General features: G+C 64.8%; 23 protein-coding genes. 8 read left to right on the top strand and 15 right to left on the bottom strand.

Going from position 1 to position 21,870, the window contains the following annotated elements:
- Nucleotides 1-35: 35 nt before the first annotated feature.
- The 10 genes from glmU to AUR64_RS20480 form a co-directional block, all read right to left on the bottom strand.
- Complete coding sequence (glmU, locus tag AUR64_RS11595; RefSeq protein ID WP_058582111.1) at nucleotides 36-1,220, bottom strand: bifunctional sugar-1-phosphate nucleotidylyltransferase/acetyltransferase; 1,185 nt, start codon at nucleotides 1,218-1,220, stop codon at nucleotides 36-38.
- Nucleotides 1,221-1,351: 131 nt separating this feature from the next.
- On the bottom strand, nucleotides 1,352-2,164 hold the full coding sequence (locus tag AUR64_RS11590; RefSeq protein WP_058582110.1) for an undecaprenyl-diphosphate phosphatase: 813 nt from the start codon (nucleotides 2,162-2,164) through the stop codon (nucleotides 1,352-1,354).
- Between the two features lie 85 nt (nucleotides 2,165-2,249).
- The gene (locus AUR64_RS11585; protein ID WP_058582109.1) at nucleotides 2,250-2,666 is read right to left on the bottom strand and encodes a GtrA family protein; all 417 of its coding nucleotides are present in this window, start codon (nucleotides 2,664-2,666) and stop codon (nucleotides 2,250-2,252) included.
- A 135-nt stretch (nucleotides 2,667-2,801) separates the two neighbouring features.
- On the bottom strand, nucleotides 2,802-3,998 hold the full coding sequence (locus AUR64_RS11580; protein ID WP_058582108.1) for an amidohydrolase family protein: 1,197 nt from the start codon (nucleotides 3,996-3,998) through the stop codon (nucleotides 2,802-2,804).
- A gap of 74 nt (nucleotides 3,999-4,072) precedes the next feature.
- Complete coding sequence (locus tag AUR64_RS11575) at nucleotides 4,073-4,777, bottom strand: hypothetical protein (RefSeq protein ID WP_155120581.1); 705 nt, start codon at nucleotides 4,775-4,777, stop codon at nucleotides 4,073-4,075.
- Nucleotides 4,778-4,893: 116 nt separating this feature from the next.
- Nucleotides 4,894-5,325 carry a universal stress protein gene (locus AUR64_RS11570; RefSeq protein WP_058582106.1) on the bottom strand — a complete coding sequence of 144 codons (432 nt, stop codon included), beginning with the start codon at nucleotides 5,323-5,325 and terminating at the stop codon, nucleotides 4,894-4,896.
- A 112-nt stretch (nucleotides 5,326-5,437) separates the two neighbouring features.
- Nucleotides 5,438-6,208, bottom strand: coding sequence for an ABC transporter permease (locus AUR64_RS11565; RefSeq protein WP_058582105.1), 771 nt, complete (start codon nucleotides 6,206-6,208; stop codon nucleotides 5,438-5,440).
- The gene (locus tag AUR64_RS11560; protein ID WP_058582104.1) at nucleotides 6,208-7,230 is read right to left on the bottom strand and encodes an ABC transporter ATP-binding protein; all 1,023 of its coding nucleotides are present in this window, start codon (nucleotides 7,228-7,230) and stop codon (nucleotides 6,208-6,210) included. Before AUR64_RS11560 ends, AUR64_RS11565 begins: the two co-directional genes overlap by 1 nt.
- Before the next feature lie 189 nt (nucleotides 7,231-7,419).
- Nucleotides 7,420-9,222, bottom strand: a complete 1,803-nt coding sequence (locus AUR64_RS11555) for an L-aspartate oxidase (protein ID WP_058582103.1) — start codon at nucleotides 9,220-9,222, stop codon at nucleotides 7,420-7,422.
- A gap of 425 nt (nucleotides 9,223-9,647) precedes the next feature.
- Complete coding sequence (locus AUR64_RS20480; RefSeq protein ID WP_155120579.1) at nucleotides 9,648-9,863, bottom strand: hypothetical protein; 216 nt, start codon at nucleotides 9,861-9,863, stop codon at nucleotides 9,648-9,650.
- Between AUR64_RS20480 and AUR64_RS11550 the strand changes: the two genes are divergently transcribed.
- Nucleotides 9,862-10,203, top strand: a complete 342-nt coding sequence (locus AUR64_RS11550) for a hypothetical protein (protein ID WP_058582102.1) — start codon at nucleotides 9,862-9,864, stop codon at nucleotides 10,201-10,203. The two genes, AUR64_RS20480 and AUR64_RS11550, sit on opposite strands and share 2 nt — an antisense overlap.
- A 212-nt stretch (nucleotides 10,204-10,415) precedes the next feature.
- The gene (locus tag AUR64_RS11545) at nucleotides 10,416-10,955 is read left to right on the top strand and encodes a DUF4112 domain-containing protein (RefSeq protein WP_058582101.1); all 540 of its coding nucleotides are present in this window, start codon (nucleotides 10,416-10,418) and stop codon (nucleotides 10,953-10,955) included.
- A gap of 29 nt (nucleotides 10,956-10,984) precedes the next feature.
- On the opposite strand, the gene AUR64_RS11540 is transcribed toward AUR64_RS11545, so the two are convergent.
- Nucleotides 10,985-11,971 carry a DMT family transporter gene (locus tag AUR64_RS11540; protein WP_058582100.1) on the bottom strand — a complete coding sequence of 329 codons (987 nt, stop codon included), beginning with the start codon at nucleotides 11,969-11,971 and terminating at the stop codon, nucleotides 10,985-10,987.
- A gap of 202 nt (nucleotides 11,972-12,173) precedes the next feature.
- Here AUR64_RS11540 and AUR64_RS11535 point away from each other — a divergent pair, with 202 nt between their 5' ends.
- The gene (locus AUR64_RS11535; protein ID WP_058582099.1) at nucleotides 12,174-13,475 is read left to right on the top strand and encodes a tRNA pseudouridine(54/55) synthase Pus10; all 1,302 of its coding nucleotides are present in this window, start codon (nucleotides 12,174-12,176) and stop codon (nucleotides 13,473-13,475) included.
- Nucleotides 13,476-14,021: 546 nt separating this feature from the next.
- Nucleotides 14,022-14,669: a ribonuclease HII gene (gene rnhB / locus AUR64_RS11530; protein WP_058582098.1), complete on the top strand. Its 648-nt coding sequence runs from the start codon at nucleotides 14,022-14,024 to the stop codon at nucleotides 14,667-14,669.
- Between the two features lie 342 nt (nucleotides 14,670-15,011).
- Here rnhB and AUR64_RS11525 read toward each other — a convergent pair whose 3' ends face one another.
- Together AUR64_RS11525 and secF are read right to left on the bottom strand one after the other, a co-directional pair.
- Nucleotides 15,012-16,607 carry a preprotein translocase subunit SecD gene (locus AUR64_RS11525; RefSeq protein ID WP_058582097.1) on the bottom strand — a complete coding sequence of 532 codons (1,596 nt, stop codon included), beginning with the start codon at nucleotides 16,605-16,607 and terminating at the stop codon, nucleotides 15,012-15,014.
- Complete coding sequence (gene secF, locus AUR64_RS11520; RefSeq protein ID WP_058582096.1) at nucleotides 16,607-17,497, bottom strand: protein translocase subunit SecF; 891 nt, start codon at nucleotides 17,495-17,497, stop codon at nucleotides 16,607-16,609. The genes AUR64_RS11525 and secF overlap by 1 nt, the downstream gene beginning before the upstream one ends.
- Nucleotides 17,498-17,576: 79 nt before the next feature.
- On the opposite strand from secF, the gene AUR64_RS11515 reads away from it, so the two are divergent.
- Nucleotides 17,577-17,924 (top strand): hypothetical protein, encoded by a 348-nt coding sequence (locus AUR64_RS11515; RefSeq protein WP_058582700.1) that lies wholly within the window; start codon nucleotides 17,577-17,579, stop codon nucleotides 17,922-17,924.
- A gap of 102 nt (nucleotides 17,925-18,026) precedes the next feature.
- Nucleotides 18,027-18,311 (top strand): translation initiation factor eIF-1A, encoded by a 285-nt coding sequence (eif1A, locus tag AUR64_RS11510; RefSeq protein WP_058582095.1) that lies wholly within the window; start codon nucleotides 18,027-18,029, stop codon nucleotides 18,309-18,311.
- A gap of 177 nt (nucleotides 18,312-18,488) precedes the next feature.
- Here eif1A and AUR64_RS11505 read toward each other — a convergent pair whose 3' ends face one another.
- Both AUR64_RS11505 and AUR64_RS11500 read right to left on the bottom strand, forming a co-directional pair.
- A complete protein-coding gene (locus AUR64_RS11505) occupies nucleotides 18,489-18,965 on the bottom strand; it encodes a DUF5812 family protein (RefSeq protein ID WP_058582094.1) in 477 nt (158 codons plus the stop codon).
- 110 nt (nucleotides 18,966-19,075) lie between these two features.
- Nucleotides 19,076-19,588 (bottom strand): hypothetical protein, encoded by a 513-nt coding sequence (locus AUR64_RS11500; protein ID WP_058582093.1) that lies wholly within the window; start codon nucleotides 19,586-19,588, stop codon nucleotides 19,076-19,078.
- Nucleotides 19,589-19,735: 147 nt separating this feature from the next.
- On the opposite strand from AUR64_RS11500, the gene AUR64_RS11495 reads away from it, so the two are divergent.
- Nucleotides 19,736-21,022, top strand: a complete 1,287-nt coding sequence (locus tag AUR64_RS11495; protein WP_058582092.1) for a hypothetical protein — start codon at nucleotides 19,736-19,738, stop codon at nucleotides 21,020-21,022.
- 85 nt (nucleotides 21,023-21,107) lie between these two features.
- Complete coding sequence (locus AUR64_RS11490; RefSeq protein ID WP_058582091.1) at nucleotides 21,108-21,863, top strand: CPBP family intramembrane glutamic endopeptidase; 756 nt, start codon at nucleotides 21,108-21,110, stop codon at nucleotides 21,861-21,863.
- The last annotated feature ends 7 nt before the right edge of the window (nucleotides 21,864-21,870 follow it).

Here is a 21,870-nt window from a genome sequence, read left to right as displayed (position 1 = left end):
TGTTGGTCGCTCTCACCCGGGTTTCGGGCGTTCGTCTATCGGTCGCGCGTGACCGACTCGCCGGGCTTCGTCGCCGCGCCCTCCGAGAGGATGACGCCGGAGTTGAGGCTGGTGTTGATTCCCGTCTTCGCCTCGTCGCCGCAGATAACACCCAACTTTCGGCGGCCCGTCGAGATGCGTTCGCCTTTGACGGTGAGTTTCACTGCTTCACCGTCGTGGCGGAGGTTCGCCACCTTCGTTCCGGCCCCGAAGTTCACGTCGCGGCCGAGGACGCTGTCACCGACGTACGAGAGGTGGCCGACCGTCGCGCCCTCCATGAACACGCTGTTTTTCACCTCGACGCCGTGGCCGACTTTGGCGTCTTCGCCGATGACCGTCGCCCCGCGGACGTACGCGTTCGGACCGACCGACGCGCCCGAGCGAACGAGCGCCGGCCCTTCGATGACGACGCCCGCGTCGACTGTTGCGCCTTCTTCGACGACGACGTCGCCGCGCAGGTCGGCCCCACCGTGGACCTCACCCCGAATGTCGCGGTCGAGTTCACCGACTTTCCACTCGTTGGCCGCGAGCAGTTCCCACGGGCGTCCCACGTCGAGCCAGCGGTCGAACGGCACGTCGGTGACGTCCGACTCCTCGCAGGCACGAGCCAATACATCAGTTAGCTCGAGTTCGCCGCGTTCGCTCGTCTCCACGTCGAGCCAGTTCTGTGCCTCCGGCGGGAAGATGTACGCGCCGGTGTTGATGCGGTCCGACGGCGGGTTCTCGGGTTTCTCGATGACGCCGCGGACGTTGCCGTCGCGGATGTCGAGAACGCCGTACTCGCTGGGGTTGTCGACGCGGTACGAACCGACGGCGGGGCCGTCGTTGTACAGTTCTTCCAGCGACGGGTGGTCGTACAGCGCGTCGCCGTTGAGCACGGCGAACGGGCCGGGGTCGAGATACTCCGCGCCGGCACGCACCGCGTCGGCGGTCCCACGCTGTTCCTCTTGGACCGCGAACTCGACGGGCACGCCGGCGTACTCCGCGCCGAAGTACTCCTTGACTTCCTCGGCCTCGTAGCCGACGATGAGAACGATTTTGGACGCCCCGGCGGCCACGGCGGCGTCGACGGTGTGGGCGACGAGCGGTCGGTCTGCGACCGGAAGCATGGGCTTTGGACGGCTCTCCGTGAGGGGGCGCATCCGCGTCCCCTGCCCGGCGGCGAGCACGAGCGTTTGCATATACTCCCACGCACACCGACCAGCAAGATATGAATTCCGACTCAAGGCATGCTAATCTTAGCCACACACGGAGTCGCTAGTTCTGCCGTTCGGACGCACGCAACAGGCGAGAGAAAAGAGCTAAGCGGCGCTCAGAGCGTTACGACGAGACCACCGACGAGCGCGAGCGCGCCGAGGCCGACGCAGACTGCCCAGAAGGAGACGCGTCGGACGACTCGCATCAGCGCGTCGATAGAGAGGTAGCCGACGACCGCCGCCGTGCCGAGCGCGACGGCCGCCTCCGTCGCCGTGACCCCTGCGAGACCGCCGTCGAGCGCCGCGAGCAACCCGCCGCCGAGCGCCGCCGGAATCGACAGCAGAAACGAGAGCCGAAACGAGTCGGGACCGTCGTGGCCGCGGAACAACAGCGCGCTCGCGGTGACGCCCGAGCGGGAGACGCCCGGGAGGATGGCCAACCCTTGGAGGCCGCCGACGAGAACGGCGTCGACGAGGTCCGGCGAATCGCGCGTGTCGAGCGTGAAGCCGCCGGCCGCTCGCTGGAGTATCCCGGTCGCAATCAGGAGGACGCCGACGAGCGCGACGAACGCCCCGCCGGTGAGCGCCGTAATCGCGTCTTTCAACAGCAGATACGTGCTGATACCGACGATACCCGAGGCGAGCGTTGCGATGGCGAGAAACGAGAGCGTCGCAGTCTCGGAGAACGCCGACGAAGGCCGCCACGACGGGAGTTCCGAGAGCGTCACCGCGAGTTCGTCGCGGTAGTACACCGTCGCGGAGACAGCGGTGCCGACGTGCAAGAAGAGCGCAAACTGAACGGCCTGCGTCGGGTCGCTGCCGACCGCAGAGAGTGCGAGCGCGAGATTCCCCTCGCTGGAGATGGGCAACCACTCGAAGATACCCTGGACGAAGCCAGCGAGCAGTGCGATGAGAAGCTCACGGTCCATGGGCTATGCGACGTGACGGAGTACATGAGCGTTGTCGTTTCCCGACGACGGCGTGGTGACCACTCCGTCGCCCGTGAATCGTCAGTCAGCCGTCGGAGCCGAACACCCAGAACTCGCTGCCCACGAAGTTCAGCACGCCGCTGAACGCCGTAGCGAGACCGAGTGCGGCGTACGACCCCACGACGAGGCCGAACAGCCACAGCGACGAGAGATAGACGAGAAAGCCGACGGAGTACACCGAGAGATGTTTCGCGTAGCCGCGGACGTAGCCGAGGTCCGCCGCCTCGAACGTAAACCAGCGGTTCAGGTTGTAACTGGAGAAGTTCGCAACGAACCACGACAGCGACCCGGCGACGACGTACCAGAACAGCGGCGCGATGACCGCGAACACGACCAGATTGACGACGAAACCCGACACACCGACGAGAGCGAACTTGGCGAGACGGGTCAGTCGCTCCCGCGTCGCTGGCACGCCGACAGTCCGTCGGATATCTGTGTTCATAGCTGTGAGCGAAAACGGAGCGGGTGTCCTGTGGCCGCTGTAGCGACCGGACGTTTGTATATGTGTTCTCGCTTCGAGGAGAGATTCAGTCGAAAGAGAATGTCGAAAAGAGGGTTTCAGCGCTGCTTCGCCACCTTACCAGGCGTACTCCTCGCGGGGGTCCACGTCGTCGCGTTCGCGGTCGAACACGTGTTCACCGTCGACGAACACGTGTTTCGTGCTGGATTCGATTTCGTAGAACGGGCCGTCCCAGACGGCGATGTCGGCGTCGGTGCCGACTTCGAGCGTGCCGACGCGGTCCTCGATGCCGAGGATTTCCGCCGCGTTTCGCGTGACGGTTGCGAGCGCCGCCTCCTCGGGGAGACCGGCGCGTACCGCGAGGCCGACACAGACGTCGAGGTGCTGTTGCGGGAGAACAGGAGCGTCGGTCTGAATGGCGACTTTGACGCCCGCATCGTGGAGGATTCCCGGCGACTCGAACGTAATGTTGCGGAGTTCGTATTTGGCTCCCGAGTACAGCGACGGCCCACAGACCGCGGGCACGTCGCGTTCGACGAACTCGTCGGCGATGAGGTGGCCCTCAGTGGCGTGTTCGATGGAAAAGTCCTCGATGCCGAACTCGTCGGCGATGCGGAACACGGTCATGATGTCGTCGGCGCGGTGGGCGTGGACGCGAAGCGGCAGGTCACCTTCGACGACTTTTCCGAGGTTCTCCAGTCCCAAATCTCGGTCGAACGGGTCGCCGTCCTCGCGGGCTTTCGTCCGTTTGGCGACGTAGTCCTCGGCATCCATCAGCGCCTGTCGGAGCGTCGCGGCGACACCGGGGCGAGTCGAGGGCTGTCGACCCTGCTGCTCGCCGTGGAACCGTTTCGGGTTCTCGCCCATCGCGGCTTTCATCCCGTCTTCTTGGATGAGCATATCGTCGGCCGTGAGGCCGTAGGTTTTCATCGAGCAGATGACGCCGCCGACGACGTTGCCCGACCCCATCCGCGCGGAGACGCTCGTCACGCCGTTCTGGAACGCGTGTTTCAGTTCCTCGTCACGCGGGTGGAAGCCGTCGAGCGCACTCACGTGCGGCGTGACCGAGTCGGTCCCCTCGTTGAAGTCGGCGTCCTCAGGTTCACCCCACTCGGCCATCCCGGCGTGGCTGTGCGCGTCGACCAATCCGGGCGTGACGTGTGCGCCGTCGACGTCGAGTTCTTCGGCGTCGTCCGGGGCGTCGACGTCGCCGACGGCCGCGATTTTCCCGTCTTCGACGAGGATGTCGCCCTCGACGGTTCCTTCGTCGGTCGCCGTGTGAATCGTCGCGTTGCGGATGACAGTCACGCTCATGCTCGGTGATGTGCGTACGGCTAACAAAGTGTTTCGATTCGAAATATGTCAATCGCTCAGTCGGCGGTCTGCAGCTAGAGTCGACCAGTAACGAGTTCGTTGGACGGCGTCACGGCGACTAAGCGGCCGTACGCGTGGAGTTCGTCCTCGACTGCCGGACGCCACTCGAACGTTGTCGTCACTCCGTCATCGCGTGCGACCGTGACGGAGTAGGTGGTCGTCGAGTCGGTAGGAACACCGTAGACGACGGCCCCGCTCGTTGCGTTCAGTTCGTTCTGGAGATGCACCACTCTCTCGCTGGTATCGGCTTCTCGGACGATCACGGTCAGTACGTGCGCCTCGTCGTCGAAGTTGAACAGTTGTAGACCGGACGCGTTCTCCGCATCAGCGTCCGTCGCTGCGACTCCCTCCGTCGCTCTCGACGAGATTCGCGTCGTCGTTCGGTTGGAGACGAAGTAGGCGGCGTGGGAGTGCTCGTCGGCGTGTTCTCCACTGGGAAGTGAGATACCGCCCGTACAGTCGGCGAAGGCGACATAACCGTCCGTAGTTTGCGTCGCCACCGACCCGTCGCAGGAGAGTGTTGTCTCGGTCGGCGTTACTGGGACGGTGTTAAGAACGTGAACTCGTTCGCTGGCGGCGACGTAGTTGGAGACGTTCTCGGCCGTCAACTCGCCCGGTTGCTCCGGAAGCGGACGGTCCGGAGCGGTCGCACACCCGGCGAAAGCGAGGAGCAGACAGACGAACAGCGTCGGCAATCGACAAGGGAATTTGGAGGACACGGCGAGTACTTACGGTTGTGTTTCGACGGTCGGTAGAAAAACGTGACTCGTAGACGAACAGTACCGACAACGAACATCAGTTAGCCTGAACGAGTGCGTCGGTCCGCACACTTTCCTCACTCTCGAATCAACAGGACCGGTATCTTCGTCGAACGCATCACCCGGTCGGTCGTACTCCCGAGGAGTTTTTCGGTGAGGCCGGCGCGACCCGTCGCGCCCATCACCACCAAGTCGACGGCGTTGTCCTCGGCGTAGTCGACGATAGCCGTGTCCGGATTGCCTTCGAGAATCACCCGTTCGTAGTCGACACCGGCGTCTTCAGCACGTGAGACGGCGTCGTCGAGTGCGTCGTCGGCCTGTTGTTCGAGCGTCTCCGACACCTGTTGGGCGATTTGTCCGGAGGCGGCCGACGACATCTCTGTTCCCACGTCGACGACGTGAAGCAGGTGAACTGTGGCATCTCGGGTGTGGGCGATATCGACGGCGTGTTCGACCGCGGCGGCGCTGGCGTCGCTTCCGTCGGTCGGGACGAGGATGGTGTCGTACATCACGCGGGTGTACCGGCGCGAGTCGGAAAAGCGCTGGACGACACCCACTCTCCGTGACCCGTCGACAGTGACGACGGTCCGAAACGCCGGAGTTCCGCGGGCAGAGGGTTAGTCAGTCAGTCAGTCCGAATCCGCGTTTGAACAGCACGGTGTTGATGCCGACCATCACGACGGCCATGAGCGTCAGCACTGCGAGCGAGAGGTTCGGGTTCACTTCCGAAGTGCCGAGGAAGCCGTAACGGACGCCGTCGACCATGTAGAACATCGGGTTGAGGAGTGTCGCCGTCTGCAGCGGTCCGTCGGGGAGGTTTTCGAGTGCGTAGAAGACGCCGCCGAAGAAGACCAGTGGCCGAAGAATGAACTGGTTCATCATCGTCAGGTCGTCGAAGTCGTCGGCCCAGAGGCCGCCGACGATGCCGAAACTGGCGAACAGCACCGTGATGACGACGGCGAAGGCGACGAGGTACAGCGGTCTGGTGACCCCGACGCTCGTGAACACCGCGCCGACTACCGAGATGATGATGCCGACGATAACGCCGCGGAGCGCGCTCGAAAGCGTGTACGCCCACACCATCTGCGAGTACGACAACGGCGAGGTGAGCGCCTCGTGGATGTACTCGTTCCACCGGCCGTGGAAGATGGAGAACGACCCGTTCTCGAAGGCGTTCGAGATAGCGCCCAACACGACGAGACCGGGGAGGATGAACAAGATATACGGAACGCCCGCAATCTGGCCGACGCGGTCGCCGAGGATGACGCCGAACACCGAGAAGTAGAGTACATTTGTGATGAGCGGCGGCACGAACGTGTTGCGCGGGCGACGGACGAATCGCAGAATCTCGCGGCGCGTCAGCGTTTTGAAGCCAGTCGGGAACACCCCCATCAGCGGTCACCTCCGGCCCCGCCGGATGTACCGGGCGCTGCTGCGGTCGCTTTCTCGGGGTCGTCCTCCCCGCTGTCCTCGTCTTCGCCGCCGACGGTCTCCTGTCCACGCGTCATCTCGACGAACACCTCTTCGAGCGAGGTGCGAGAGATTTCGAGGTCGACGATTTCGAAGCCCTCGCGGTCGAGTTCGCGGACGACGTCGGGCGCGACCAACCCACCCTGTCTGGCGGTGACGACGAGGCGGTTGCCGTCGAGTTCGACGTTCTCGACGTTGCCCTCGCCCGCGGTGAGCGTCGGCGCTTCGGCGGGCGGATTTCGCAACTGTATCTCGATGCGGTCGGCACCGCGGTCCATCAGGTCCTCGGGGCTGTCGACGGCGACGATGCGCCCGGAATCCAAGATGGCGACCTCGTCGCAGAGGCGTTCGGCCTCCTCGATGTAGTGGGTCGTGAGCAGAATCGTCGTCCCACCGTCGTTGAGTTCGGTGATGAGGTCCCAGAGGTCGTGACGGAGTTGCACGTCGACGCCCGCGGTCGGTTCGTCGAGGATGAGCAAATCGGGTTCCGTGATGAGCGCCCGGGCGAGGACGAATCGGCGTTTCATCCCGCCGGAGAGCCAGTCGAAGCGCGTGTCCCGTTTCTCGTAGATGCCGACGCGCTTGAGCACCTCGTCGGCGCGTTCTCGGGCCTCGTCGGCCGGGATACCGTGGTAGCCCGCCTTGTGTTCCAAGACTTCGCGGATGGGGAAGAATCGGTCGACGTTGAACTCCTGCGGGGCGAGACCGATGGCGTCGCGGGCCTCGCGGTAGTCGTCTTCGACGTCGTAGCCGAACACTTCGGCGGTTCCGCCGCTCTTTCTGACGAGGCCGACGAGAATCGAGATGAACGTCGTCTTGCCCGCGCCGTTCGGTCCGAGTAGGCCGAAAAAGGAACCCTCGGGCACGGTGAGTGACACCCCGTCGAGCGCCTGTACCCCTTCGTACCGTTTCCGCAAGTCACGGACTTCGATGGCGGCAGTCATTACCGTTCGTCGGCGACGGACGCGATTAAGAACAGCGAAGTCGGAAGGAACGCGGGTTGGTAGCGTCGAACGGGGACAGAAGGGCGGCGCGGCCGAAGGGACGACAGGGGTTCGGTGAGACGACGGCGGTGCAGAGACGACAGGGATTGGAGAGAGGAGACCGAATCGGTCAGCGGCGACCGAGACCGACTATTCGAGGTGGTGGTACTCCAGTTCGTGGCCTTCGTCGATGGCTTCCTGCACTTCTTCGCTCGGAAGACCGACCGCGCGGTCACGGAGTTCCATCCCCGTGTCGCCGCGGTGGACGAGGACGTTCTTGCGCCACTCCTCGTCTGTCTCCTCGTAGTCGGTGCGGTAGTGCGCACCGCGCGACTCGGTGCGGCGCTTCGCCGACCGGAGCACTCCTTCGGCGACGGTGAGCATGAACGCGAGGTCGATGGCGTCCTCGAAGGCGCGACTGGTTCGGTCGCCGTCGAGGCCGAGTTCCGCCGTCTTTTCGCGAACCGCAGCGAGTTTCTCCAGACCGTCGTCCAGCGACTCCTCGTCGCGGAGGATACCCGCGTGGTCCTCCATCACGTCGCGGAGTTCCGCGAGCAACTCGGCGGGCGGGACGTCGCCGTCGCTCTCTGCGAGGTCGGCGAGCGAGCGGAACTCGCGCCCGGCGAGCGACTGCATCCCGGCGGGCAGCGTCGGGTTCTCGTCACCAGCGTCGAACACGCTGGCGACGTGGTCGCCGACGAGTTTGCCGATGGCGACCGTTTCCGCCAACGAGTTGCCGCCGAGACGGTTTGCGCCGTGGACTCCCGCGACCGTCTCGCCGACGGCGTAGAGTCCTTCGACGCCCGTCTCGCCGGTGTTGAAGTCGATGTCGACGCCACCCATCGAGTAGTGTGCCGTCGGCGCGACTTCGACTGCTTCCTCGGCGAGGTCCAGTCCCAAGTTCTGGAAGCGCTCGTACATCCGCGGGAGGCGCTCCTCGATGAACTCACGTTCTCGATGCGAGATATCGAGGTAGACGCCGCCGTTGTCCGTGCCGCGGCCTTCTCTGACTTCTTGGGCGATGGCGCGGGCGACGACGTCGCGGGCGTCGAGTTCCATCTGGTTCGGCGAGTAGTTCTCCATGAACCGCTCGCCGTCGGCGTTGAACAGGCGGCCGCCTTCGCCTCTGACCGCTTCAGTGACGAGGCGGCCGGACCACTCCTCGTTCCAGTCGGGGTCTTGGACCATCCCCGTCGGGTGGAACTGGACGAACTCGAGGTCCATCAACTCCGCGCCGGCCTCGTACGCCAGCGCCGCGCCGTCGCCGTTGTTCTCCTCGTCGCGCGAGGAATGGCGGTCGTACAGTGCCGAGTAGCCGCCGGCGGCGAGGACGACGTGGTTCGCCTCGAACAGGACGAACTGGCCGTCGTCCATGTCGTAGCCGACTGCGCCGTGGACGCGGTTGCCGTCCGACAGCAGACGCGTCACCATCACGTTCTCGCGGTACGGGATTTCTAACTCTTGGGCCTTCGAGACGAGCGTCTCCAGAAGCGCCTCTCCGGTTCGGTCGCCGACGAAGCAGGTTCGGCGGAACGACTGCGCGCCGAAGTACCGCTGGTTGATTTTGCCGTCCTCGGTCCGGTCGAACGGCATGCCCCAGTCGGCGAGTTCGCGGATGCGGTCGGGCATGTGTTTCGTCGTCAGTTCGACCGCGTCGGGGTCGTTGATGAAGTGGCCCTCGTCGTAGGTGTCGGCGGCGTGGATTCGCCAGTCGTCCTCCTCGTCGAGGCTACCGAGTGCCGCGTTGATGCCGCCGGCGGCCCACGTGGTGTGTGCGTCGCCGTGCGAGCGCTTCCCGATGACGAGGCTGTCGACGCCCTGCTCGGCCAGTTCGATGGCCGTTCGCGCGCCCGCGGCACCCGCGCCGATGACCAGCACGGGTACCGTCACTTCCTCGTACTCGGGGACGTCGCCGTCCGTCTCGGACGGGTCAGTCGGAGGTGTTGGTGTCATGGAGCTAACCATGTCGTTCTCAGTGCCGGACACGCCTAAGCCCTTCGCGCGCGTGCGCGCGAGGGGCCGATAGTAGCAATGTTACTAATAGGCACGAAAGGCGTGGCAAGCGCGGACGAGCCGACGTCGAAGAGGATGACAAATCGTGACACACATCGGTAACGTTTATGTATTAACCGCGTGACGTGTCTCGTAAGCGCCCGCAGAAGCGGGCACGGTGAACGATGCTCGGCCAAACCCACCACACCACGACGCCCGCCCCCGCCGCAGAGCGGATGGCGAGTGGTGTGTCCACCGGCACCTGCGCCGGAAATGGGTCTGGCCCATCCAAGCCGTACGGTCGGTTCGACTCCGTCATCGCGTGACGACGCGACGCCTCCGGCGTCTGCGTTTCTTGCGCGGTCGTCGGAGTCGAACCCTACGGTTCATTCTCCGGCGATTTTCGACGGCAGCGACGCGCGTGTCCCGTCTTCGGTGACGCCTCTCGATTCGATGGGCGTCGACGGCACACGCCCCGCTCGCCGTCGTGACGAGTCGTTTTCGACCAGCCATCGCCTCGCGCGATGGGGTCGGTAGCTCAAGCGGCAGAGCAGTCCGTACAGCGGACAGGTGAGGAATCGACTCCCTCCCGGCCCCCTCATGTCAGTGCAAAAACTGCCCGCCGTGTCGGCCGACGCCGACCTGACGGCGTTCGTTTCGCGCGACGCCGCCGGTGACCTCCGGACGGCCGTCCGCGAGCGACTGAGAAAGCTAGACGGCGTGACGAACGTCGACGAGTTCGAACTCTGCGGTCTCCAACCCGGTCTGAACGACCTGACCGTCGAGGTTCGGACGACGCTCGTCGTGGAACTCGACGCCGACGCCGCGACGGGTGCGGCGGCACGTCGAGACGCCGCCGCGTTGGAAGCACAGTTGCTCGACAGTTTCGGCGTCAAAGAAGCGTCGGTCGTCTCGGAGGTGCGCGATGTCCGCGACGTGTGAGTGTGCGCTCGTTTCCGGCGCGCACTCTCCGCGGTCCACTGGTGGGACACGCCGGTCGATTCCGGCGGAGATGGGTTCGACTCCCATCGGAGAGCTTTCTCCGTATCCGGTGACCGCAGAAGTGTGCCCGCGACCGTATCGCCCGACTCGACGGCGACGTTGTCGGCGCTGAGACGCCGAGACGTTTTGTCAGTCGCCGCTGAACACGCAGTGTGACCGACCCGGCGGAGACACGCCCCGGCGCAGTCGAGAGGGCAAACGAGGAAAGCGACACCACCTCGGCCGCACGCGTCGCCGAACACGCCGAAACGCTTCAGCGACTGCACCGTCTCGGCCGACTGCTCGACAACTCGATTCGGATTCCGGGGACGAACTACCGCATCGGCCTCGACCCCATCGTCGGGCTGATTCCCGTCGTCGGCGACGTGCCGATTACGGCTGTCTCAGCGTACATCGTCGCCGAAGCAGCCTACCTCGGCGTGCCGAAAGTGACGGTGCTTCGGATGCTGTTCAACCTCGTCGTCGACGCACTCGTCGGGTCGATTCCGGTCGTCGGCGACCTGTTCGATGCCGTGTGGAAAGCGAACGCGAGAAACGTCCGACTCGCTGAAGCACGACGCGGCGACCCGCGCGCCGAAGAACTCGACCGCCGGTTTTTCACGCTCGTCGTCGGCGGGTTGTTCGTCCTCCTTCTCGCACTCGGAACCGCCTCGACGCTAGCGGTGCTGTGGCTGGTCGGTCGACTCGTCTAAAACCGGATTCGTCGCTCGGTCGTCGCCGTTCAATCGTCGCCGAACGCCGCATCACGTCGCGCACTGCTGTCGGGGACGTAGACGTTTTCGGCGTCGTAGCCGCGGCTGACGCGCGCCTGCAGGCGAACGACTTCGTCGAACGCGTCCCCGCCTTTCAACAGCGCGAAGCCCGCGACGATGAGCGCAAAGCCTGCAACAGTATCCATAGAGAGCGACTGGCCGAGCGCCGCCCACCCGACGAGCGCCGTGACGACGGGGACGACGTACTTCACGAGGCTGATTTCGACGGCCCCGAGTCGGTCGAGCAGGTCGAAGTAGAGCACGTAGCCGACGGCGCTGGAGACGAGTGCGAGATACGCGAGCGCGGCGAATGCCGTCGGCGTCCACGACACCGACAGCGGCGGCGTCTCGCCGAGCAGTCCGCTGACGAGGTGGAGGAACCCCGCGCCGAGAAGCATCATCCACGCCTGCGTCGGTATCAACGACAGCGAGGCGTCGTAGCGTTCGGTGAGGACGGTTCCGAGTGCGAAACTCACCGCCGCCAGCGCGAGCAACACGACGCCGAGGAGGTCCGCACCGAGCGAACCCCCGCCGGTGGCGACGACGACGACGCCCGCCAGACCGAGGAGGACGCCGACGATGCCCCGACGGTCGAATCGCTCGTCAGGGAGGAGAAACCGAGCGAAAAGCGGCGTCAGCACGGGCGCAGTGCTGGCGACGATAGCGGCGATAGAGCCGCCGACGTAGCGCTGTCCGGAGAAGAGAAACGCGAAGTTCAGCCCGATGACCAACAGGCCACCGACGGCGACGAGACGCCACTCGGCGAACGTGCGTGGCCGCCAGCGGTCGCTACGAACGACCGCAAAGGCGAACAGCGCGAGTCCCGCAACGTCGTAGCGGAACGCGGCGAACAGCACCGGCGGCAGCGTTGCCAGACCGGCGTCGATTGCGAGATAGGCAGTTCCCCAGATGACCGACAGCGTCAGAAACAACGCAAGATTACGATAACGGCTCATTCCGATAGGTGGTGGCGGGCGTAGCAGACGGGGGTACAAGAAGCTTCTCGCAGTCGTGATACCGCGGTTCATCCTGAACCGTGATACATCGTGAACGACCGTCAGAGACTTTCTTTCCCTTTGCTGGCGGTCGGCGGTGACACCACGAATCGGCGGTCACCGAATAGCAAGACGGAAAGGAGCGCCGCCACGAGTACAGGCCATGGGAATCCTCGACGACGCGCGCGCGCTGACCGAGGGCGGGCCGCTCTGTGACGCCTGTCTGGGCCGGGTGTTCGCCGACCGAAGCTACGGACTCACCAACGCCGAACGCGGCCGGTCGCTCCGCGTCGCCGCGGCGCTCGAAGACGACGACGAACCCGAGGACGTCGACCCCGCGGACTGTTGGGTCTGTGAGGGCCTCTGCGGGCAGTTCGACGAGTGGGCCGAACGCGCCGCAGCGACCGTCGACGGTAGCGAAGACGAAGCCGACGCCGTCGAGTTCGAGACCTACCAAGTGGGAACGCGGACGCCACCGCTGGTCGAGGAGAACGAGGCGCTGTTGCGCGAGATGGCAGACCTCCCCGAAGACGCCGGCGAACCGTTCAAATCCGAGTTCAACCGCGAGGTGGGCAAGCGGTTCGGCCGCCTCACCGACACTACCGTCGACTTCGGACGCCCGGACGTACAGTTCGTCCTCGACATCGAAGACGACACCGTCGAGACGGAGGTGAACTCGGCGTTCGTCTACGGTCGTTACCGGAAACTCGTCCGCGACATCCCGCAGACGGAGTGGCCGTGTCGCGAGTGCGACGGCAGCGGCCGACAGGGCAGACAGGCTTGTGACCACTGCGGCGGCAGCGGCTACCTCTACGAGGACAGCGTCGAGGGCCTCAGCGCCCCCGTCGTTCGTGACGTGATGGACGGCGTCGAAGCACTGTTCCACGGTGCGGGCCGCGAGGACGTCGACGCATTGATGCTGGAGACGGGTCGCCCCTTCGTCATCGAAATCAAGGAACCGCGTCGCCGCGACGTCGACGTCGACCGCCTCGAAGGCGACATCAACGCCTTCGCCGACGGGAAAGTCGAAGTCGAAGGCCTCCGCCTCGCCGAACACGACATGGTCGAACGCGTCAAAGGACTGGACGCGAGCAAGACCTACCGTGCGGAAGTCGAGTTCGACGCCGACGTGAGCGCAGAGGCGCTCTCGGAAGCCGTCGAGACGCTCTCGGGGTCGACCATCGAGCAGTACACACCTCACCGCGTCGACCACCGACGGGCGAGTCTCACGCGAACGCGGCACGTCTACGACGCGAGCGCCGAACACGTCGACGCCCGCCACGCGACGGTCGAAATCCACGGCGAGGGTGGCCTATACATCAAAGAACTCGTCTCCGGCGACGAGGGCCGCACCGACCCCAGTCTCGCCGACCTGCTCGGCGTCTCCGCCGTCGTCACCGCCCTCGACGTTCTCGCGGTCGAAGGCGAAGACGAACCGTTCGAGCGCGAGGAGTTCTTCAGATAGCGAATCAGCCGACGGGACGGCGTCTCACTATATGATAACAGTCCACAAGGTTATCAGTCAGTTTCGCTTACAGTAACGCAGACGCTGCCGGACTGGTGTACCCAACACACGCGAGCGTACCTTCATGAGCAACCCGGTGGGGGACCGCCGAACGGCCACCCACAAACCGTCCGCGTGTCGACGTTCCGGCGGCGTCGCTCCTGTCAGTGATTATCACCAGTTCGGGTGACGCAGACGCTTGGACCCGACAGAAACGCTTATTACCAGTAACTCATAGCAAGAATTATTACTAGGTACCGATAGCCGTCGCACGGGTGTCGGCAGATTGCGGGAGGTATCTGACACACCTGCGGTCGAAGCGGAGGTCCCCCGACATCCATCTCTGGCTGACACACCTCGCCTCCCGCGAGGCCTCCTACGACAGCGGTATAATAAATTATTGGCACGATACTCAACCGTTGATACAGTCACGTCTTTTGTCGTGTTGTGTGAGACGGCGCTGGGATAGACGGAAACATCTTAGCGTGCGCCCCGAGAGGCGCGACTATGCAACTCGGTGCCGACGAAGCGGGGAAGGGGCCGGTACTCGGACCGATGGTCGCGGCGGCGGTTCGCGCGCCCGAGACGGCACTGCCCGACGGCCTCGACGACTCGAAACGCCTCTCACCGTCGAAGCGGGAGTCACTCGCCGACCACCTCCGCGGCCACTCGGCGGTGTCGGTCGGCGTCGCCGTCGTCACCCCCGAACGCATCGACGACCCGGAGACGGACATGAACGGACTCACCGTCGCTGCGCAGGCGGAGGCACTTTCGGCCGTCGCCGAAGACGGCGACGTCGCCGTCGTCGACGCCGGTGACGTGGACGAAGCGCGGTTCGGCCGCCGGGTTCGGACGGCCGTCGAAAGTGAGGGCAGAGAAATCGAGGTACAGTCCGAACACCGCGCCGACGAGGCGCATCCGGTCGTCAGTGCCGCGAGCGTCGTCGCCAAAGTCGAACGCGACGCCCACGTAGAGCGACTCACCGCCGAGTACGGCGACGTCGGCAGCGGCTATCCGAGCGACCCGACGACGCGCACGTTCCTGCGCGAGTACGTCCGCGACCACGGCGTGCTTCCCGACTGTGCGCGAGCGTCGTGGCAGACCTGTGCCGACGTGCTGGCGGCCGCCGAGCAGTCGGCGCTGTCGGAGTTCTGAGCGAGGAGTTAGAACATCCCGAGTGCAATCGCCCCGAAGAACAGGCCGAAGACGAGCGTCGTCGCCAACAGAACAATCATCAGGTAGTCGAACGCGCCTTCCGGTGTGCCGAGCGATGGTACGTGCATAGCAGTCGCTTCGACATCCACCGCCTTGTGCATATAGGATTCGAGTCGGACGAGAGCGCGAAAACGTCGTGACGAATCGGACGTTCGACAGAATCGACTACCGAGACTGGTCGGAATCTGCCGGAAGCAAAGAAACACCGCATCGGTCGTGACGTGGCGGTTTCGGCGGGTCGTCGGAGGTGGTTCTGGTGGTCGGAAGGTGACCGAGAGTCGGTCAGCGGTCGGTCAACAGCGTGCGCAGGATGTCACCGTAGGCGGGTCGGGTGACGAGCACACCGACGAGCACGCCGAGGATGGTGAAGATGGCGAACCCGCGCAGGTCGCCGAGCGAGAGCACGGCGAGCGGACTCATCGCGATGATGGTCGTCGCGGCGGCCGCACCGATGACCCAGAACGCCTTCTTGAACCGCGACTGGAACACCTTCCGCGACTTCACGTCGCCTTCGGCCATCACCTCGTCGGCGATGATGATGAGGTCGTCCACCCCCGTCCCGATGACGGCGATGAAGCCGCCGATGACCGCGAGGTCCAGCGGGTAGCCGAGCCACGCCGCCGCACCGAGCAGGATGACGACCTCCGACAGCGCGGTCAACACCATCGGCGCGGCGACACGCGCAGAGCCGTAGCGGAAGAAGACGACGCCGCTGACGGCGAGCACCGCGATGATGCCGGTGATGAGCGAGTTCATCCGGAAGTTCTCACCTTGCGTCGGCGAGATGTACGACGAGGTTCCCGCTCCGCCCGGACCGATGTCGAGCGGTGCCGGAAGCGCACCGGCGCGGAGGTTGATAGCGAGCTGTTGGGCCTCCGAGTAGTTCGACGTCTGGAGGATGAACCGCGGGTTGCTCTCCCACTGACCGCTTTGCATGTCCTCGGCGAGACCCGGACTCATACCGGCGGAGTAGACGACTTCGCCGTCGACGACGGTCAACAGACACGGTTGCGTGCCGTTGGGGTTCTCGTCGTAGGTACAGAAGGTGCCACCCTGACTGGCGACGCCCGTCTCGACCATCGTTCGTTGGAACTCGCCCGCTTCGGACTCACGGATGACGACGGGGACGTTCGGCGGTTGGCCCTGCTGGCCCTGCTCGGGATTGCCGATGTCCTGGAAGTCGCCCTGTTCGAGCACCAACTGACGGCGGTACTCGGTGTCGCCGGTCGAGTTGTTCTCGACTGGGTAGTACGCCTCGACTTGTACCTGTCCCTGCTGGCTGACGAGTTCGAGCACGTCCGCACGCTGCTCGTTCGGCACCTCGATGAGCACGAAGTACTCGCCGGTTGACGTGGAGACAGTCTGCGCGGAGCCGCCGGAGAGCCCCGCCTGATTGATTTTGTTGCTGATGACGGCGACGGTCTGTTCGCGCGTCTCCTCGGTGACGCCATCGCGGACGTCGCCGTGCTGGTAGCCCGCAGCGTCGAGCGCAGCGCCGAGGTCGTCGGGCGTCACGTTCCGCGTCGTGACTTCGACGGTGGCCGCGCGGTCTTGGGTGGGTTGGCGGGCGGTCACATCCGTCGCGTCGACGCCCTGTAACTCGGCGGCGACGTTCTGGGCGACTTGCCCGGTCGAATCGTTGCCGAACTCGACCTCCTCGGCGGTGACGCCGACGAGCGGTGCGCGGATGCGCGTCCCACCCGAGAGGTCGAGGCCGTAAACGAGGTTCGTGGGACCTTGGCTAGCCCCGACAGCGGTGTCGTTGCCGATACCTTGGTCGTCGCCAGCGCCGCCGATGGAACCGAACAGCGCGACGGTGCTGCCGGCGAGCAGGACGACGAGCAGGATGACGCGCCAGTTGTCGCGGAGCGTCCCCATCAGCGCTTCACCCCTTCGTACATGTACCAACGAAGTAGACTCAAGTTCAGGAGGTAGGTGTTCATCAGGTCGGCAGCAAGCCCGAAGACGAGGATGATGCCGATAGCCGAGAGCAGTTGGATGCCGAACAGCGTCGCCGTGATGGTCATCACGACCATCGCCGCCAGCGACGTGAGCGTCATCGTCACACCGGTCCGCATCGCTCGGTACGTCGACTCGTAGAAGTCACCCGACCGTCGGAGGATGTGGTCGTTAAGCAGGATGTCGGAGTCGACGCTGTACCCGATGAGCATCAACAGCGCAGCGACAGTCCCCAAAGAGAGTTCGATGCCGAGCAGGTTCATCAACGCCACGGGGATGACGATGTCCGAGAACGCCGAGAGAACGACGGCGATAGAGGGGACGAACGTCCGAAACAGCGCGAAGACGAGCAGGCTCATCCCGAGGAACGCAACGGCGATGCCGCCGAGGGCGAGGCGCTGGGAGTCACCGGCGAAACTCGCAGAGACCGTCGACAGGCTCACGAGTTCGAGCTGTTGGGCCGCGTCGTTCGGCGGATTCACTACCGTCTGTTCCAACTGCGCGGGGTCCGTGCCGGGGCCGAAGGTGACGACGTACGTCCCGTCGGAGGGGATGGACTGAATCGACTCGATTTCCGTGTCGAACGCCTGCTGGATGACCTGTTCGGCCTGTCCGTCTGGGGCGTCGACGGCGAGTCGCATCTCCGTACCGCCGGAGAACTCGGTTCCGAGTGCCACAGGCGCGCCTGTCGTCGCAAACGTAGCGACGATGACGAGAAGCGCAAGCGCGAGGACGGCGAGCGGAACCGCCGCGAGTTGGCGATTCGTGTACCGGGTGTAATCGACCTCCGGTACGTCGAATGCAACCATGCCGGGCGGTAGTCAGCACGTCGAATAAGCCTTCTTAAATTTCCACGAACTCATGTGTGTCGGTCACATACCCTCTCGTATGACCGAATCGACCGAACAGTCCGGCGAGAACAGCCAACGAACCGCTACCCGAGTTATGCTCTCGCACCCGAAGAACCTCAGCGACTGGGGCCGCGACCAGATTTCGTCGGACCGCTATCGAGGGTATCTCCGGCGGAAACTCGACGCGCCGATGGTGGGCGACAGCTTCGAGACGTTCGTCGACGTGGGTTGTTGCGGTGACAGCCTCGACGTACCGTTCCGCGTCGAAGCCGTCGAAGGCGGAGAACGCGTCGGCGACGAAACCCAAATCGAGTATACAGAGCGCGACGAGACGATGGACGGCGGGTGGCGCGTGCAGAGCAAGGCGGGGCCGAGGGGAGGGTAAATCCTCGGAGTTATCGAGACCCGACATCCGTTCGTGGTACGATATGACATCCGCTAACGCGGACCCCAAACGTCTTAACCGTCTCCGGGCGCTATTTATACTATGAGCGAAGAATCCGGGCGTCGAAACCTTCGAATGCCCAACGACGACGAGATGTTCGCGGTGGTAACAGAGCACAACGGCGGTAACCACGTCCGCGTTCGCTGTAACGACGGCAAAGAACGCATGGGCCGCATTCCCGGCCGCATGAAGTACCGCACGTGGATTAACGAGGGCGACGTCGTCCTCGTCGAACCGTGGGACTGGCAGGACGAGAAAGCCAACATCGAGTGGCGCTACACCGACCAAGACGCCGAGCAGCTCCGCCAAGAAGGCCACATCCAGTAGTCGAATTCTCCGGACGGCGCGTAAGCCGTCGATAGAAGGAATACCCCTGACGCGACGTTCTCGATATTTTCGCACCCCGGCGAGCGAAGCGGTTCGCGCTCGGAACGACGCGTTCGGGCCTCGGCGGAGTCTCGGTGCGGGTTCGCTGCGACGCGTCTCTGCACGTACGCGACAGCGTCAGGGCATGTACCGGACGACGACGACGCCGGGCGACGACCGTATCTCGACTCGGTTGACGCCGAGTCGCGCCGCCCGAGAGAGCAGCCCTTCCTCGTCGTCGAGTACGTCGGAAACGGCCTGTTCGGTCGTCTCCTCGGGCACCGTGACGACGTGAATCTCGCCGATACCGGCGCGTTCGCGGCGAGTGAGTTCGCCCACCGGTTGCTCGCTCGCCACGTCGCGCGCCATCGTCGTCGGCGACTCGCTGCTCTGGTCGATACTGAGCGAGCGGCGCGAGTTCACTTCGACGAGTTGCCACGTGACGTTCATCGGCGGGTCCGGCGAGACGACGCCCTCGACGGCGTCGTAGCGTTCGACGCCGGGGTTCGACGCCAGCGTGTGGACCTGCCCGTCTTCGACATCTTTCAACACGGCCGTCTCGTCGTCCGCGGCGGTGACGAGAAACGTCCCTTCCTTGGACTCGTCTTCAGTCATGACCAGCGATAGACCGCCGCGACGTTTTTCGGTTTCGTCGTCTCGTCGGTGTGTGTCGGTGTGTCAGTGAAGCAGTGTCGAGCAGTTCGCCACATCGATGCATCTCTGCGTCACCGCAGGCGACGGTGAAGCCCGAAGATGAGAAGCGCCGCCAGCAGCGGCGGAACCAGACCGAACAGTTGGGGCAAGCCGTAGAGGAACTCGACGAGCGGCGCGAGCGAGCCACTGACCGGCGTCTGGAGGTCCGGCGGGACAGTGATTATCGCGCCGACGTACAGCGAGGCGAGGAAGACGAACCCCGAGAGGCCGAGTGCGAAGTCGTAGTGTTCGTTCTCCCGAGTCTCTTCGCGGCGGTGTCTGCGGGCGACGAACAGCGTCGGCGCGAGCACGGGTGCGACGAGGAGCAGTCCGACGACGGCGTAAAAGGACCGAGAGAGCGTCAACTGGCCGCCGCCGAGGTCCACGGTCCCGGCGATGAGGACGACTAAGCCCATCCCGACAATGAGTGAGAGAAACAGCGCGACGAGCGCGCTCACAGCGACGTAGAGGCGAAACAGCCACGAAGTCGAATGTCTGAGCGCGTATGGAAACGCACCGAAGACGCCGTTGTAACCGTCGGCCATCGTCGATAGTTGGGACTGGGACCGATTAAACCGAGCGGTCCGGATTCGACGGGGGTCGACCGGGTTCAACTGGGTTCGACTCCCGTCGCCTCGCAAGCGCCGCAGACGAGGACAACGCCTTTGGTGTCGGCGCGCGCGCGTTCGGCCATGTACGTCGACCTCGGCAACGTCCTCGACTCGACGCCCGGACTGAGCCGCGAGCAGTTAGAGCGCCTCGACGACCGAGTCGCCGACGCCCACGAGCGCATCGAGGCCGGTCGCGCCGACGCCGAACACGGCTACGCGGCGTTGAACCTCCCAGAGACGACCGACCCCGACGAGATTCGTGCCGCCGTCGAGCCGTTCGGCGACGCCGAAGCAGTCCTCACCGTCGGTATCGGCGGCAGTGCCCTCGGCGCGGCGACGGTGTCGGAAGCGCTCGGCGGCGACGTCGACGCCTACTTCCTCGACAACGTCGACCCCGAGGACACGACGCGGCTTCTCGACTCCTTGCCGCTCGACAGCACGGCCGTAAACGTCGTCTCCCGGTCGGGAACCACGGCCGAAACCCTCGCGAACTTCCTCGTCGTCCGCGAGGCCATGGAGTCGGCGGACGTCGACTGGACCGAGCAGACGTTCGTCACGACGGGTGATGAGGGTAACCTCCGACAGTTGGCAGAGAAACACGACCTGCCCGCGCTGAAGGTGCCCGACGGCGTCCCCGGCCGGTTCTCGGCGCTTTCGACTGTCGGCCTCGCGTGCGCGGCGATTCAGGGACACGACCTCGACGCGATTCTCGCGGGCGCGGCCGACGAAGCGGACAAACTCTCGGGGTCGTTGTTCGACTCGCCGGCGTACGCCTACGGCGCGGCCTCCTACGCGCTGGACCGCCGCGGTGCGACGGTGAACGCGATGATGCCCTACGCCGAGTCGCTCGAATACTTCGCGGAGTGGTTCGCACAACTGTGGGCCGAGAGTCTGGGTAAGGAGGGCGTCGGCCAGACGCCCGCACGAGCGCTCGGCGCGACCGACCAGCACTCGCAACTTCAACTGTATCGGGCGGGACGCCACGACAAACTCGTCACGCTCGTCCGCCCGCGCGAGCGAGAGGACCGCCCGATTCCCGAAACCGAGTTGGAGGGACTGTCGTACCTCGGTGGGTCGACGCTCGGTGAACTACTTGATGCCGAATTCGAGGCGACGGAGGCGAGTCTCGCCGCGGCGGGCCAACCGAACATCCGAGTCGAAATCGACCGCGTCGACGAACGCGGCGTCGGCGAACTGCTGTACGGGATGGAAGCTGCCTGTGTGCTGTACGGCGAACTCGAAAACGTCTCGACGTTCACCCAACCGGCCGTCGAGTGGGGCAAGCGCGCCGCCCGTGGACTGCTCGGTGGCGGCGACTTCGAGGAAGCCGACGCGGTCAGCGACAAAACGCGACTGGAAATCGAGTAGTCGACTCTCTCGGCTTCGTTTCGTTTTGCGGCGGCGACCCGACCGGTGCATCTATTCGGCGTCGGCGAGTACGTACGACGAGCAGATGCAGTCAGACCCATCCCCGCAGACATCGCAATCACAGACGCATCTCCAAGCCGCCGCGAACGTCGTCTTCGTCGTCGCCGGCGCGTTCGCCGTGGGTATCGCCGTCTCGCTCGTCGGCGTCCTATTGCTCCAACTTCTCGGCATCTCGACGGACGCCCCCGCGGTGCGCGCCGTACTCGCGTCACTACAGTACGTCGGCTTCGGCATCGCGGCGTATCTCTACTTGGAGCGACGAAACGAGTGGAACATCGTCCGCTGGCGCGTCCCCGGACTCCGGGACTTCGGGTGGATGGTCGGCGGCCTCGTGATTTTGGTCGCCGCACTCGTCGGCGTCTCCGTCGTCATCCAGCAACTCGGTATCGAGGTGGCGGCCAACCAAGTCATCACGACCGGCCAGCAGAACCCCATCTACTTCCTCTACATGATTCCGGTGACGATGCTGTTCGTCGGGCCGATGGAGGAACTCATCTTCCGCGGCATCGTTCAGGAGAAACTCCGCCGAACCTACGGGCCGGCCGTCGCCGTCGTCGTCGCCAGCGCCGTCTTCGCCGTCGCGCACTGGTTGGCGCTCGTCGGCAGCAGCGGTGGCAGAGTTGCGAGCATCGCCGTCATCTTCGTCCTCGGCGCGGTGCTGGCGCTGTTGTACGAACGAACGGAGAACCTCGTCGTCGTCGCCGTCGTCCACGGCCTGTTCAACTCCTACCAGTTCCTCGGGCAGTACGCTATCGCCACCGGACTGATTCCGGGCGCGTGAAAACGGT

Origin of the sequence: Haloprofundus marisrubri (assembly GCF_001469955.1) — an archaeon.
GTDB lineage: Archaea > Halobacteriota > Halobacteria > Halobacteriales > Haloferacaceae > Haloprofundus > Haloprofundus marisrubri.
This window is presented reverse-complemented; position numbering and strand designations above follow the sequence as displayed.